This is a genomic window from Pontiella sp. (genome assembly GCF_041622395.1).
Lineage (GTDB): Bacteria > Verrucomicrobiota > Kiritimatiellia > Kiritimatiellales > Pontiellaceae > Pontiella.
This window is the reverse complement of the sequence record NZ_JBFJYW010000066.1, coordinates 1-13,906: the sequence shown is the minus strand read 5'-3', so window position 1 is coordinate 13,906 and position 13,906 is coordinate 1. Positions and strand designations below refer to the sequence as shown.

The 13,906-nt window shown below is 61.0% G+C and carries 15 protein-coding genes; 3 read left to right on the top strand and 12 right to left on the bottom strand.

The window, feature by feature from the left end:
• The 3 genes from ABYO54_RS05685 to ABYO54_RS05675 all read right to left on the bottom strand — a co-directional run.
• Nucleotides 1-1,001, bottom strand: a 1,001-nt coding sequence (locus ABYO54_RS05685; protein ID WP_372807276.1) for a ComEC/Rec2 family competence protein, incomplete at its 3' end; no start/stop codon positions are given.
• Between the two features lie 18 nt (nucleotides 1,002-1,019).
• Nucleotides 1,020-2,141 carry a hypothetical protein gene (locus ABYO54_RS05680; protein ID WP_372807275.1) on the bottom strand — a complete coding sequence of 374 codons (1,122 nt, stop codon included), beginning with the start codon at nucleotides 2,139-2,141 and terminating at the stop codon, nucleotides 1,020-1,022.
• A 21-nt stretch (nucleotides 2,142-2,162) separates the two neighbouring features.
• A complete protein-coding gene (locus tag ABYO54_RS05675; RefSeq protein ID WP_372807274.1) occupies nucleotides 2,163-3,437 on the bottom strand; it encodes a tetratricopeptide repeat protein in 1,275 nt (424 codons plus the stop codon).
• Nucleotides 3,438-3,573: 136 nt separating this feature from the next.
• Between ABYO54_RS05675 and ABYO54_RS05670 the strand changes: the two genes are divergently transcribed.
• The gene (locus ABYO54_RS05670) at nucleotides 3,574-3,786 is read left to right on the top strand and encodes a hypothetical protein (RefSeq protein ID WP_372807273.1); all 213 of its coding nucleotides are present in this window, start codon (nucleotides 3,574-3,576) and stop codon (nucleotides 3,784-3,786) included.
• Between the two features lie 57 nt (nucleotides 3,787-3,843).
• On the opposite strand, the gene ABYO54_RS05665 is transcribed toward ABYO54_RS05670, so the two are convergent.
• The gene (locus tag ABYO54_RS05665) at nucleotides 3,844-4,326 is read right to left on the bottom strand and encodes a Fur family transcriptional regulator (RefSeq protein ID WP_372807272.1); all 483 of its coding nucleotides are present in this window, start codon (nucleotides 4,324-4,326) and stop codon (nucleotides 3,844-3,846) included.
• Between the two features lie 139 nt (nucleotides 4,327-4,465).
• Here ABYO54_RS05665 and ABYO54_RS05660 point away from each other — a divergent pair, with 139 nt between their 5' ends.
• The gene (locus ABYO54_RS05660; RefSeq protein WP_372807271.1) at nucleotides 4,466-4,636 is read left to right on the top strand and encodes a DUF362 domain-containing protein; all 171 of its coding nucleotides are present in this window, start codon (nucleotides 4,466-4,468) and stop codon (nucleotides 4,634-4,636) included.
• Nucleotides 4,637-4,742: 106 nt separating this feature from the next.
• Here the strand turns inward: ABYO54_RS05660 and ABYO54_RS05655 are convergent, their stop codons facing one another.
• From ABYO54_RS05655 to ABYO54_RS05645, 3 genes are all read right to left on the bottom strand, one after another.
• On the bottom strand, nucleotides 4,743-6,218 hold the full coding sequence (locus tag ABYO54_RS05655) for a S8 family serine peptidase (RefSeq protein ID WP_372807270.1): 1,476 nt from the start codon (nucleotides 6,216-6,218) through the stop codon (nucleotides 4,743-4,745).
• A 20-nt stretch (nucleotides 6,219-6,238) separates the two neighbouring features.
• Nucleotides 6,239-6,781, bottom strand: coding sequence for a DJ-1 family glyoxalase III (locus tag ABYO54_RS05650; RefSeq protein WP_372807269.1), 543 nt, complete (start codon nucleotides 6,779-6,781; stop codon nucleotides 6,239-6,241).
• A 75-nt stretch (nucleotides 6,782-6,856) separates the two neighbouring features.
• A complete protein-coding gene (locus ABYO54_RS05645; protein WP_372807268.1) occupies nucleotides 6,857-7,591 on the bottom strand; it encodes a nuclease-related domain-containing protein in 735 nt (244 codons plus the stop codon).
• Between the two features lie 192 nt (nucleotides 7,592-7,783).
• Here ABYO54_RS05645 and ABYO54_RS05640 point away from each other — a divergent pair, with 192 nt between their 5' ends.
• On the top strand, nucleotides 7,784-8,755 hold the full coding sequence (locus ABYO54_RS05640) for a formylglycine-generating enzyme family protein (protein WP_372807267.1): 972 nt from the start codon (nucleotides 7,784-7,786) through the stop codon (nucleotides 8,753-8,755).
• 157 nt (nucleotides 8,756-8,912) lie between these two features.
• Here the strand turns inward: ABYO54_RS05640 and dapB are convergent, their stop codons facing one another.
• From dapB to ABYO54_RS05615, 5 genes are all read right to left on the bottom strand, one after another.
• Entirely contained in the window at nucleotides 8,913-9,737 is an 825-nt protein-coding gene (gene dapB, locus ABYO54_RS05635; RefSeq protein WP_372807266.1) for a 4-hydroxy-tetrahydrodipicolinate reductase, read from the bottom strand.
• A complete protein-coding gene (gene dapA / locus ABYO54_RS05630) occupies nucleotides 9,737-10,606 on the bottom strand; it encodes a 4-hydroxy-tetrahydrodipicolinate synthase (RefSeq protein WP_372807265.1) in 870 nt (289 codons plus the stop codon). The genes dapB and dapA overlap by 1 nt, the downstream gene beginning before the upstream one ends.
• Nucleotides 10,607-10,615: 9 nt before the next feature.
• Entirely contained in the window at nucleotides 10,616-11,881 is a 1,266-nt protein-coding gene (locus ABYO54_RS05625; RefSeq protein WP_372807264.1) for a diaminopimelate decarboxylase, read from the bottom strand.
• Between the two features lie 97 nt (nucleotides 11,882-11,978).
• Nucleotides 11,979-12,767 carry a platelet-activating factor acetylhydrolase IB subunit gene (locus tag ABYO54_RS05620; protein WP_372807263.1) on the bottom strand — a complete coding sequence of 263 codons (789 nt, stop codon included), beginning with the start codon at nucleotides 12,765-12,767 and terminating at the stop codon, nucleotides 11,979-11,981.
• Between the two features lie 106 nt (nucleotides 12,768-12,873).
• Nucleotides 12,874-13,906: ATP-binding cassette domain-containing protein (locus ABYO54_RS05615; RefSeq protein ID WP_372807262.1), on the bottom strand; the 1,033-nt coding region annotated here is incomplete at its 5' end.

Here is a 13,906-nt window from a genome sequence, read left to right as displayed (position 1 = left end):
GCGGCGAGAGCGACCGACGACGGGATATCCGGCTTGCGGCGGAAGCGCGGCGCCAGCAGGAATACGGCGGCCATGGCCAAGGCGCGCAGCGCGCTGGACTTCATCCCGGTCGAGACCACGTAGACCAGCAGCAGGGGGATCAACCAGATGCCCAGCCAGTCGCGGGGAATGCCGACGGTTTTAAGCACCAACATCAGCAACAGCCCGACAATGCCGACGTGCAGCCCCGAAATGGCGAAGATGTGCACCGATCCGGTGCGGCGAAACTTGGCGATGGTTTCCTGCGGCATCTCTTTTCGATAGCCGAGCACCAGCGCCTTCAGCACCGCTTGCTGAAGCGGCAGGGTTTCGATATCGACCTCGAGCCGTGCCGCGGCCGCCTCGCGCCAGGCGCGCCCCCACTCCAACGGGGAAAAGCGGCCGGGCGGCGCAAGGATTTCCACGTCCTGGCCTTGCGCGGCATCGAGCCGCAACGGGTGGCCGCCCGGAAACAGATTGCGGTCCAGCAGCCCCGCCACGACGATACGCTGGCCCCGGCGAAACGAAGACCGGGAGCCGGTTCCGCTGAAGCGCACATCGATTTCGCCGCGGCATCTGATCCATTGGTTCGTGCGGCCGATCCCTTCGATGCGCAACGGGAACGACCAAGCGCCGCGGCTGCCCGAGGCGTAGGGGTGGAATTCGGGGGTTCCGGCGACCTTCCCGACCACCCGGCATTGCGCCCCCGCCAGCGCCTCCCCCATTCCATGGATCGAGGACGGCGAAACGGTCGGTACGGCAACCATAAAACGGCAGGCGGCCACCCCGGCCACTAGCATGAAAATTGGCAGGCCGGAGGTGCGGCAGGCCGGAATCACCCCGATACAGCCCAGCAGGAATACGCAAACGAAAAAGAAGAAACCGATGGGAAGCACTCCCGTGGATGCCAGCAGCATTCCGCCCGCCACCGCGCACGCCACACCGACAACCGGACGCCGTACGACGACCGTCGTTGGAGCCATCTGGTTGATTGGGGCCTCCTATTTCTTTTTCAGCGCCTCGTGGTATGCCATGCGGAGCTTGTGCTTGAAACTCGAAAACGTGAACTTTCCGGCAACCAGCTGCTGCCCTTCCAGCGCGATCCCGAGGGAGAAGAGCGGTTCCTGGAGGGCCCGCAGCAGGCCTTCGGAAATCGACTCCGAGCTCGGAAGCACCGGGATGCTGTTTCGGTCGGTCAGTATTTTTTCATAGGCCGAGCATTGGATCGCAACAAGCGGCGCGGGCGAATGCAACAGCGTGAAAACCTCGTGGTGGATGTAGCGGCTGGCCGATTGCGGCATAAGCATCGCGGCATCGGCCAGCTCGAGCGCGGCCAGGAATTCCGCGGTTTCATCGGCCGCCAAAAAGGAGCAGCGCCCGCGGATATCAAGATTGGCCGCCAGCTTTTCGGCCTCCTCCACCAGGTCTCCCTTGAAAAAGAAGGCGGCATCCGGAACGGTTTCGATCACCTTCCGCGCCGCCACCAGCAATTTGCGCAACTCCTTCGCATTGCCCGGCAGGATGCTGCAAACGACCCACGACGACGCAACCCCTTCGAAGCGCTCCATCAGGGTTGCCCGCTCAATTTGATATCCGGCAAACAGCGACTGGGCCGGAACGTCCTCAATCTGGACGATGGCCGCATTCCGTTCAAGGTTCCGCAGATCGGATTTCAGCACCGGACACGGGACCAGAACCGCCGCGGCCTGGGTGAGGATTTTTTTCTCGAGCTGACGGAAATGGCGGGGAAACAGCTTGTAGAGCACCGAGGGCTCGGAGCCCACGCTTCCGGTAAAACAGCGGGAGGCATCGTAGATCAGCTTCGATTTGCGAAACCGCACGACCCTTGAAACGAAGACCACCGCATCGTCGACGGCGTGCATGCAGTCGTAGGTTTGCCGACCGGAGGCCCGCAGCGCCGCCAGGCGGATCCGCGGCTTTGAAAGCGGCGCAGCGCCGTCCCCCGACAGCACCCGCACATTGGGATGTTCCGGAAATTCGACGCGCGCCGCCACGATGTCGATCCGATGACCGGCCTCGGCAAGCGTGCGGATCATGCAGAAGGAGCGCAAGGCCCCTTTGCCAAGCGACAATTCCCCATAGGATACGAACAGAATATTCATGAATCCCCAAAAGCCGGATGGCTACTTGCGAGGTTGCAGCAATTCCGCATCGATGGTCTCGGTCGTCGGCAGCTTGAGCTGCGGCGTCACTTCCTCGCGCTCGGGACCGTCCATGGTCCTGGCCATCTGCTCAAGCCATTTGCGGAATTCCTCGCCGCCCACGCGGTCGGCGAAGGCCTGGAAGGCACGGTCCTCGCGAACCGGATCCAGCTTGGGGTCCTTAACCCAAGCCACCACGACCTTCTGGCCGAAGAGATGGGCGGCCTTGCCGAGGGCCTGCACCGTTTCCTCGCTGTTTCGCAGCTGGGCGTTGCAGACGGCAATACCGTAGTAGTACCGCTGTTCGCGGTAGTTCGAGACCCGCAGCGTCTCGAGCGTTGTAAGCGCCTTGTCGTACTGTTCGAGCTGCATATAGCTATCGGCCAGTTTCTCCCGCGCCACGATATCGTTCGCATTGTCCACGAGCACGCGTTCATACGCCTTCGCGGCCTCAGCAAACTGCTTCTGCACAAAAAGGGCATTGGCAAGAAAACGCTGCACGTCTTCGTTGTAGAGGTTGTCCTCCTGATACCATTTCGCCATGAAAACAACCGACTTGGAATCGCCCAGTGCATCCAGCGACTGGATGAGCTTGACCTGCAAATCCTCGCGGGAAGGGTCAACGCTCAACAGACGGATGTAGGAGTTGACGGATTCGATAAAGAGTCCCTTCTCGAAGTAAAGCTCCCCCAGCCGTTCCAGGGCGCCGGAGTGGGCGGGATCGAGCAACAAGGCATCTTGGCAACGCTTGATGGCTTGATCGATATTGCCGCGGGCCAACAGCGTGTCCACGGAACCGATCAGGCGCTGCGACTCTCTCCAGACCTTGATCCGTTCGGCAAATACTTTCTCGGCATCCTGTTTGGCGATATCGATCTCCTCGATCAACACCACATCGCGGAGAACGGGCGACAACTCTTTTTCGCCCTGGGTTTCCATCCAGACCTTTTCCTCGTAGAGCTTGATCCCCTTCCACAACAGGAAGAAGGTGATCATCAGCAACAGGATCACGATCACGGACTTGAGAATGGCCAGCAACGCCATCTTTTCGCGCGGATCAGCGGTTTCTTTGCGACGCCCGACCACGGCCTGATGACGCCCGGTCTTGTGGACATGCCCCGCATCCGAAACTCGCCGGTTATCGTAGAGGGGCTGCTCTGCCGGAGTCCCGCTGGAATACAGATCGGCGCTCGTTGCAAGGTGATCGAACCCGACCGTTCCGTGATCGGGACTGCTATTTTGGCGTTTTTTTCTCATAAATCCATCAATGGCACTCCGACAAAAGCATCGGGCACAAATCTTTCCTTAAACAAAAGGGGTTGAAGTATCAATCAGCTCAGGGTAAGTGTCAAGTGTTGCTCCGAATCGGCGCGGCATAATTAACAGGTAAACAATGACCCCTTTTCTCACCTTGTTTTCAGTCGTACTGGTTTTCGTTGCGGTTCCGCTTGGGATCCTCGCCCTCATCAACCGGTTGCGGAAGAAGCAGCCCGGCTGTTCCGGGGATCACGACTGCGTGGTCTATAAGGGCGAAAAGGTGCAGTGCCCTTCTTGCGAGCTACGGGAACTCAAAGCCGAGATCGAGAAGCAGAAACCGCAGGCCTAGCACAAGCCCGGTCGTTGACGCAGCCCTTTGCCGGCCATCGGGTTTCAGGAATCCGGGCTATGCGTTTTTTTCCGAACACGAGGCACAGGTGCCGAACACAACGATCCGGTGCGTCCGCTCCTTGAAATCGATCCGCTTGCACGCCTGGGCAATGAGCTCCATGATGCTATCGTCCGTGAACTCGATGAATTGCCCGCAGGAATCGCAGATCATATGCTCGTGGTGCGGATGGTTGAAGGTATGCTCGTAGTGCGCATGCACATCCGTATCGCGGATCACACGGACCAAACCCGCCTCCTCCATCAAGGCCAAGGTTCGATACACGGTGCCGCGGCTCACATGGTTCATCCCGCTCGAAAGCTGCGCGGCCAAATCATCGGCGCAAAAATGGTCATGACGCGAAAATACCTGCGTTAAAACAATCTTCCGCGCCTGGGTCACACGCGCATCCTTTTTCTTGAGGAAATCCACGAAAAGCGGCCAAGCCTCATCGACGGACTGCCGGACCTCCTCGGGCAGATTCTTTTCAGCCACACTCATGTTTCACGCACCTTCATCTTTGGATTGAATCTATATATAAACACGTTTATGGCGCACAATTGATGGTGTAATCAAGGTTTTTGCTGGTATATTACGCCCCTTTCATTCAGAAAACATCTAAACAACAAGGAGAAAAACCATGGCCTATGTAATTTCCAGCGAGTGCATTTCCTGCGGCGCATGCGAGTCCACCTGCCCGGTGGAAGCCATCAGCCAGGGCGACGATCAGTTTGTAATCGATGCCGCCAAGTGCACCGATTGCGGCGCTTGCGCCGATTCTTGCCCGGTTGACGCAATCGCCGCCGGCTAACCGAACGCCTCGGCGGTGTGAAAGCGACCCTCGGGTCGCTTTTTTTGTGCCCGGAGGGAAAGCGGCACGCCTGCGCGGCCGCTCTTGGTCCCTCGCCTGGCCGGAATTACCGATGGGCGGCGGCTTCCGCGGCGGAAACGGCGGCCCACGCGTCGACCAGCCCGGCCCCGGTCCGCGGATCCTTGCCACGCGGGGGCAGGTCATTGGCGGTCTCTTCCAGCAACTCCCGAATGCGCCAAGCGGGCAACTCGGGGGCGGCGGAAAGCATCAGGGCGGCGACGCCAACCACATGGGGGCTGCTGAAGGAATTTCCCCGGCGGTTATTGATGTAGTCCTCGCCGGCGTCCCCGAGCAACGGATAGCCCGCCCCCGGAAATGCGCAGACATCGGGTTTGACCAACCCCTCGGGAAGCGGATAGTCGCCGTAAAACTTTACCGACGCCCACTCAACGGGGCCCAGCGAGCAGAAGGACGGAACCTTCATCTCCTGGTCGACCCCGCCCGCGCCGATGATGCAAGGAATGCCTTCGGGGATGCGGATCTGCACCGGGATTTCCGCTTTCTGCTGGAAATTGCCGCAACCCGAAACCAGCACCAATCCGGCGCAAACCGTATGCTCGGCCATCAGGCGCCAAAGGCCGCGGCCATTGCCGAGATAGGGAATGCTGAACGACATGTTGAGCACATCGGCGCCCTGCTCGAGCGCATACTGGAAGGCATAGACCCCGCTACCGGACAGCAGCATGAGCCGGGCGCGCGGGGCAACCCCCGTGATGGTTCCCCCCGTTCCGTCGCCGGCAACGATCCCCGCCGTCATGGTTCCATGATGCTGTTGCGCGGTGGTGGCCCGCACCTCGCACGAACCGGTCCTGAAATTGTAGCCGTAGTAGTCGTCGATCAAGCCGTTGCCGTCGTCGTCCTTGCCGTTGTTCGGTTTTTCGCCGGCATTAACCCAAAGATTGTTCCGCAGGTCGGGGTGCGTGTAGTCAACGCCGTGTTCCAGCATCGCCACCACAATCCCGTCGCCAAAATTGTCTTTCTTTTCCCAGACGCGGGGCACGCCAATCCCCTTCAAATTCCACGGAACGGTTCGGTCTCCAATACGGAACGGTTCGCGCTTCGGCGGCCGGATCACCTCGGAGATGCGCCCGGCCCCGGGCGCGGTCACCGGGGAAAACCCGGCATAGATATATTTCACTTCGTCGAGCGCGGCAATTTTCTCGATCGTGCGCGGCGACAGCTCGGCGGTCAAGGCGTTGACGATCCAGTGCCGATCCACCGCAACATCGCCGATCGACTTTAAAACGGCCTCTTGTTCGCCGTTGGCGGCCAGCGCCTTCAGCCGGCCGACCACGTCCGTGCGCAGCTCGGAGCGCTTGCGCGCGGCGTTTTCCGCGCAAAACCGGGCGAATCCCCCCGGGGTGTCCAGCAACTGCGATCGACACAGAATCGTGACCGAGACTTCGTTCCCACGGCCAAAACGGGCGAAAACCAACGGATCGATTTTGTCGGATGAGGCACCGGCAACACCGGCGAGAGAGAGGCATCCCATCAATACAGGGAACAAGCGTTTTATAGTCATTTAAATCCTTCGAAGTTTATCTACAGCAACAGTCCGGCACGGACATCGGCGGCGAGGTTCGGGCTTCCGCATTCGGCAATCACCTTGAGCGCAAACTCGAAAGCGGTTCCCGGGCCTTGGCTCGTGATGAGATGCCCATCGACCACCACCGCCTCGTCGACGGGCTGGGCGTCGGCCGGCAACTTTTCTTCCACCCCCGGATAGCAGGTAAACGTTTTGCCCGCCAGAATCCCGGCTTCGTTCAACGCCAGCGCGGCGGCGCAAATGCACCCCACCCATTTTTTCTTTTCATTGAAATCCTTGAGCGCTTGCTGGACGCCCGCGTGTTCGCAAAACGCCATCGTTCCGCCGAATCCGCCCGGCAACAACAGGAGGTCGAACTCCGAGGGATCGATCTGGTCCCACGTCGTATCGCCCACCAGTTTGACGCCGCGGGAGGCCTCGATGGTTCCCGGCGTAAGGCTCGCCACGGTCACGTCGAATTCGGCGCGGCGCAGCGTGTCGATAATGATAACGGCTTCCATCTCTTCCGAGCCGTTGGCAATCGGTACCAATGTTTTCATGACTTCACCTCCGGTTTACGCGACGAATGGTTGGTGACGGATGAAGCGAGAACCCCGCCCATCACGTTTCACGCATCATTCGATAACTTTACGTAGTTCATGCACCACCTGCTCGCGCAGGCCCATCGAAACAGGATCGGCGAAGGTCTCCTGCAGCACCTCGACCAGCCGGGTTCCGGCGCAGACCACCACCCCGTTCACATTCATGATTTCCTGCGGTAGCTTCGTGCCAAGGAAACAGAGGACGGAATGGATCGGCAGGTCGCCGCAACCGGCATCGTCGATGAACGCCACCAGCTCCGCCGCCGCGGCCTTCACCTGTTTGAGCGGCGGACGCGAAGGCTCCTTGCCCCCGGCGAAGAGCTTGCCGTCGTGGAACTCGACCGAACCCTTCCAGTTCTTCGTCTCCACCACGAACACCCCGGCGGGGCCGACGATGATGTGGTCGAAGTTTTGTTTCCCGCCGCCGAGCCGAAGCCCATTGAACACCGTATATTCGGAACTCAGAAACGCCAGCTCGTGCGCAACCCACTCTTCGCCCTTGGCACCTTTGAGGAAATTGCCGAGCCGCTTGTCGCCCCACGCCAGCAGGATCGCGGCCGCGACCGCCACCAGAAAAAACAACACTCCGACCGCCGAGACCCCGAGCTGCGGCCGGGGAAACCATGCGCGCAGCAAGTAGCCCGTAAAGAAACAGATGACCAACAGTGGCCAGAACGCCCGCAGCAGGCCCAAAACACGCGGCGCCTCCCCCGGACTGCCATACACCCGCGCAAATCGCACGCTCAACGGTTCATTCGAAGTATTCATGTCGTTCGAATATAGGAAAAGGGACTCCCCGACACAACTATCGGATGCATCAATCGCGGAAAGGGGCATCCCCGTTGACGATCGCGCCTCTTAATTCTCCACGACGAGCCGAACCCACGGCATCTTTAGACTGGTTGACGGCAGCGGCGGGTGATATATGACCAAAACCGTAACATTTAAGGAGAGGCGACGATGGGAAAGGCAAACTGCTGCACGCCGGGCGGAAAACGGTGCGGATGCGAGGGCGGTCAACGGGGCAAGCCGTTTGAACGGATCCGGTCGGGCTCGACCGATGGCATGGTCCGCCTCGACGGCGGCGTCTTCCTGATGGGGACCGAGGATGGCGCGGGCTATCCGGACGACGGCGAGGGCCCGGTCCGGGAGGTGACGCTCGACCCCTTTTTCATCGACCAATGCGCCGTATCCAACGGCGATTTCTCCACGTTCATCGATGCCACGGGCTATGAAACCGATGCGCAAAAGTTCAACTCCTCCTATGTCTTCCACCTCCTGCTCTCCCCGAGCCAGAAGCGCACGCTGGATTTGCTCGGCCGCAGCGTGTTGGGACTGGAATGGTGGTATAACGTGGAGGGGGCCGACTGGGCGCACCCCTTCGGGCCGGAGTCGGGGCTCGAAGGGCTTGAAAAGCATCCGGTGGTCCACGTCTCCTACCGCGATGCGCTCGCCTATTGCGAATGGGCGGGCAAACGGCTCCCGACCGAAGCCGAGGTGGAATATGCCGCGCGCGGCGGACTGGCGGGCAAGCGCTACGCCTGGGGCGACGAGCTGATGCCGGGCGGAAAACACAGGTGCAATATTTTCCAGGGCAAGTTTCCGGACTACAACTCCGGCGAGGATGGCTACATCGGCACCGCGCCCGTCGATGCGTATGAGCCGAACGGTTTCGGACTCTACAACATGGCGGGCAATGTTTGGGAATGGGTATTCGATTGGTGGAGCCCCGACTACCACCTCCACGGCCCGCGCGTAAATCCCACCGGCCCGGAATCCGGGGAGCGGCGCGGCAACCGCGGCGGCTCCTATCTTTGCCACGACTCCTACTGCAACCGCTACCGCGTGGCCGCCCGGACCTCCAACACGCCCGACTCCTCGACCGGCAACCTCGGCTTCCGCTGCGCGAGGGATGTGACACGTGAGACGTGAGGCGTGAAAGGTGAAGCGTGAGGCGTGAGGCGTGAGGCGTGAAAGGTGAAGCGTGAGGCGTGAGGCGTGAGGCGTGAGGCGTGAGGCGTGAGGCGTGAATGAAAAAGCGGCGGCCAACCGAAGTCAACCGCCGCCATCGCAAGCCAATCGTTACGGATCACAAACCAAGAACATGCTTCATGGCATCTTTCATGGTGTAGAGCCGGGCGTCCTTTTCCGCAACCCAGAGCGCGGCCTGCAAGGCGCCGATGGCAAAGACATCGCGGCTGGTGGCGCGGTGCGAGAGTTCGAGCAGCTCGCCCACCCCGGCCAACATCACCGTATGGTCGCCCACGATGTCGCCACCGCGAACGGCGTGGAAACCGATCTCTTTTTCCGGGCGCTCGCCCGGCAACCCGGTGCGGCCGTCGACCTGCACCTCTTTCAAATCCCAGCCATATCCATTGGCCGCCGCCTGCCCGAGCATGAGCGCGGTGCCGCTGGGCGAATCCTTTTTCAGGCTATGGTGGCGTTCGATGATTTCAACGTCGTAGCCCTTGTCCTTCAACGACCGGGCGCCGAGTTCCACCAGATGGCAAAGCAGGTTGATGCCCAGGCTCATGTTGCCGGAAAGCACAACGGCGGTTTTCTCGGCCGCGGCTTCGACCGCGGCCACTTCGTCGGCATTCAAACCCGTCGTGCCGATCACCCAGGCCGTGCCCCACTCGGCAATGCGCGGCGCGTTTTCCGCAACGCCGAAGTGACCCGAAAAATCGACGATCACGTCGGCGCCCGGCCCGACCGCCGCCAGATCGCCGGTCAGGTTGACGCCAGCCGCCTTGGTCCCGGCCAGCACCCCGGCGTCGGTATTCAAGCCCGGCGCATCCAACAGATCGACCGCACCGTAGAGCTGCAGCCCCGGCACCTTTTCTTCCATGATGCAACGGATCAGGGTTTTACCCATGCGACCCGCCGCCCCGAGAATAACCACTTTAACCGCCATTACAGAATCCCCGCATGTTCGAGCGTGGCGCGCAGCGCCGCCTTGTTTTCATCGGTCGTCGAGCACATCGGCAGACGGTACACCTCGTTGATCAAGCCCTTCATCGCCATCGCCGCCTTGATCGGAATCGGGTTGGTGTCAATGAACAGATCGTCGAACGTCTTCGCAAATTTGTCGTGCAACGCCTGCGCCTCGTCGTAGTTTCCTTTGAGCGCGGCGGCCACCAAGGCCGACACTTCGGCCGGAATGAGGTTCGAGGCCACGGAGATGACGCCGAGCGCCCCCGCCTTGATCATGGGCAGCGCCAGCGAGTCGTCGCCCGAGAGCACTTCGATGTCGCACAGCTTTTTGATGTCGGTCACGCGCTGAACGGAACCCGCCGCCTCCTTGATGGAAACGATGTGCTCATGCTTTGCCAACTCGGCAACCACCTCGAGCGGAATCTCCCGCGCGGAGCGTCCCGGCACGTTGTAGAGCACCACCGGGATGCCGAGGTCGGCCACCGCGCTGAAATGCTGGATCAGGCCGGAATTGTTCGGCTTGTTGTAGTACGGCGTCACCTGCAGCGTGCCATCGATTCCAAACGCCTTGGCGGCTTCGGTCAGTTCGACCGCCTCGGCCGTCGAATTGGCGCCCGTGCCGGCCACAATCTTGCAGCGGCCCGCGGCGGCTTCCACGACCGCCTTGATGACCTGCAGATGCTCGTCCGTCCGCAACGTCGGCGATTCGCCCGTCGTCCCGACCGGAACAAGCCCGGCCACGCCGCCGGCAAGATTGAACTCGACCAGCTCGGCCAGCTTTTCAAAGTCGACCGATCCGTCCATCGCGAACGGGGTCACCAGTGCGGTGTATACTCCTGAAAAATACATAATGTCTCCTTACGCCTCGAAGGCCGTCAGCCCATCGAGATCCAATGTGGCGAAGTGGTCTTCGACCGTTTCGGCACGGCGAATTTGTACTACATCGCCGCTTTCGCGCAACAACAATTCCGCCGAGCGCAGTTTCGCATTGTAGTTGAAGCCCATGGAGTGGCCGTGCGCCCCGGCGTCGTGAATAACGACCAGATCGCCGATCTCCACCTGAGGAATGGCGCGGTCGATCGAAAACTTGTCGTTGTTTTCGCAGAGCGACCCGGTCACGTCGCAGACGAAGTCGCACGGGGCGTCTTCCTTGCCGACCACCGAAATGTGGTGGTAGGCGCCGTAGAGCGCCGGGCGCATCAGGTTGGCCATGCAGGCATCGAGCCCCACGAACTGCTTGTAGGTGTTCTTTTTGTGCAGCACCCGGCTAACCAGATAGCCAAAGGGACCCGTCACCATGCGGCCGCACTCCATGCGGATATCCAGCGGCTTCAGCCCTTTGCCGACGATCAGCTCGTCGTAGAGGGCCTTGACCTCCTGCCCCAGCGCTTCGAGATCGATCGCCTCGTCTTCCGGCTTGTAGGGAATCCCGATGCCGCCGCCGAGGTTGACGAATTCGAATTCGATGCCCAGCTCGGCCGAAAGCGCCGCCACGAGCTCGAACAGCAGTTGCGCGGTTTCGACGAAATAGCTGCGGTCGAGCTCGTTGGAGGCCACCATCGTGTGCAGGCCAAAGCGCTTGACGCCCTTGTCGCGCAGCAGGCGGTAGCCGTCGAACAACTGCTCGCGGGTGAAGCCATACTTGGCCTCTTCCGGATGGCCAATGATGGCGTTGCCGCCCTTGAGCGGCCCGGGGTTGTAGCGGCAGCAGATCAGCTCCGGCAACCCTACGTTTTTTTCGAGGTAGTCGATGTGCGAGATGTCGTCGAGGTTGATGATCGCCCCGAGGTCCTTCGCCTTTTGGTATTCGTAGACCGGGGTGTCGTTGGAGGTGAAAATGATCTCCTCCCCAACCACGCCGACGCGCTCCGAAAGCAGCAGCTCCGGATAGGACGAGCAGTCGGAGCCGAAGCCCTCCGCCTTGAGGATCTTCATCAAATACGGATTCGGCGCGGCCTTGACCGCGAAATATTCCTTGAAGCCCGGATTCCAGGCAAACGCCGCCTTGAGCCGCCGCGCATTTTCGCGGATGCCCTTTTCGTCGTAGAGGTGGAACGGGGTCGGAAAACGCTGGGTCAGCGCCTCCAGCGACTCCTTGTTCAACGGGATCTTTTTTTCTGCCATGTTGGTCTCCTGAAAATGTTGGGCGGGACTATACAGGAACACCCCCCGTTTCCAATGTCGGGGATGCACAAAAACCGCGCGCCGCCCGCGTGGCAATTTATTTCGTCTCGCCCATGAGCTTGGCGATGGTCGGTTCCATGGCTTCGGCCCAAAGCGCATAGCCCTGGGCTTGGGGATGCAGCAGGTCGGGCATGATTCCGCGGGGCAATTCGCCCTGCTCGTTCAGGAAGACGCGGTTGATATCCAGAAAGAAGACCGTTTTTTGGTCGGCGACCTGCGCGGCGAGCTCGCTGGCCTTATCGTTTTTGGCCCACTGCGCGTTATAGGTGGCATTGCTCGTTTTGTTGGCTTTGCGCGTCTCGTCGCCGCGCGGGAAGATGGCCAGCACCAGCACCTTGGTTTCGGGAAGTTTGGTGCGCAGCGAGCAGACAATCGCCTTGATGCCATCGGCGATCTGCTCGGCGGTGTATTCGTCGCCGTTGGAATTGTTGGTCCCGATCATCAGCACCGCCAGCTTGGGATGGATGCCGTCGATCTCGCCGTTTTCCAACCGCCAGAGCACATGTTCGGTGCGGTCGCCGCTGAAGCCCAGATTGGCGGCGTTGCGCGGCGCATAATATTGGCTCCAAACCTCTTTGCCGCTCCCTTCCCATCCATGCGTGATCGAGTCGCCGATCATCAGCAGATCGACCTTGCCCTGCGCAACCCGATCCAGAACGGCCTGGTGGCGCGGCCCCCACCACTTCAGCTTCATGCGCGAAACCGGCGTGACGGCGGCATGGGAACCGATGACCACCTCGCACGGCTGGGCCGGCTTACCCCCCACGCATCCGCTGGAGAGCAACGCGCAAATTGACACGATCGACAGTAGCATTTTCTTATTCATGGCAGTCCTTTCAAATGAGTACTCGGGAAAAAATTACAAGGGATGCAATGTGCCGGCCGCCGGAAACGATTACAAGCCTCCGCAACCCCCCGGTCGGCAAGAACCGCTACCCCCGCATCTCCAACGTTTTTGCGATGCAGGGAACCTGGTCCGTTGCGTGGTGCGTCACGTAGAGCAACGTCGTGCCGCTTTGCTGGCCGATATGATCGATCAGTTTCAGCACGGTGCGGCGGTTGACTTCGTCGAGGCCCTGGCACGGTTCGTCGAGGATCAGCAGGGCCGGGCGCTTCACCATGGCGCGGGCAATCAGCACCATGCGCTGCTCGCCGTACGACAGCGACCGAAGCGGCCGCTTCGCCTTGTCGCCCAGATGCAGCATCGCCAACCATTGCCGGGCGCAGCGGATTTCGTCCGGCGACGGCCGGCGGTAGATGCCGATCGAATCGTGAAAACCGGAGACGACCGTATCGAGCACCGACGCCGAAACGCGATAGTTCACCTGCACCGCCGACGACACGTGCCCGATATGCTTCTTGATGTCCCACACGCTCTCGCCCGAGCCGCGCCGAATGCCGAAAACCGTCACATCGTTGGCGAACAGCTGCGGATGGTCGCCCGTCACCATTTCCAGCAGCGTCGTCTTGCCGCAGCCGTTCGGCCCCGCGACCTGCCAGTGTTGCCCGGGCTCGACCCGGAAATCCACCCCTTCGAAAACCGCCTTGCCGCCATAGGCCACGCGCAGGTTTTTCATATCGATCAACGGTGCGCCCGGCGGCAGCGCCAAGACGTCGCGCTCCGGCGGAACCGGAAGCTCGTCCGGCAACTCCTGCACCTTGAAGAAACGGTCCAGCGCATCGCCCCGCTCGACCGAATCCACCAAACCAAACGCGTCGATCAGGAAAATCCGCTCCGCCGCATCCGGGATTTCATCGACCCGGTTGAGCAGAACCACCAACTGGAGCCCCTGCTTCGCCAGCGATTCGAGCACGCCGCGCAAGTCCGATTGCGAGGCCGCATCCAACCCGTCGAAGGGCTCGTCGAGAATCAACCGCCGGGGCTTTTCCGCCAGCGCACGGCAAAGCTGCACCTTCCGGAATTCGCCCGTCGAAAGATACTTCAGGCCGCGCCCGAGGATCGCT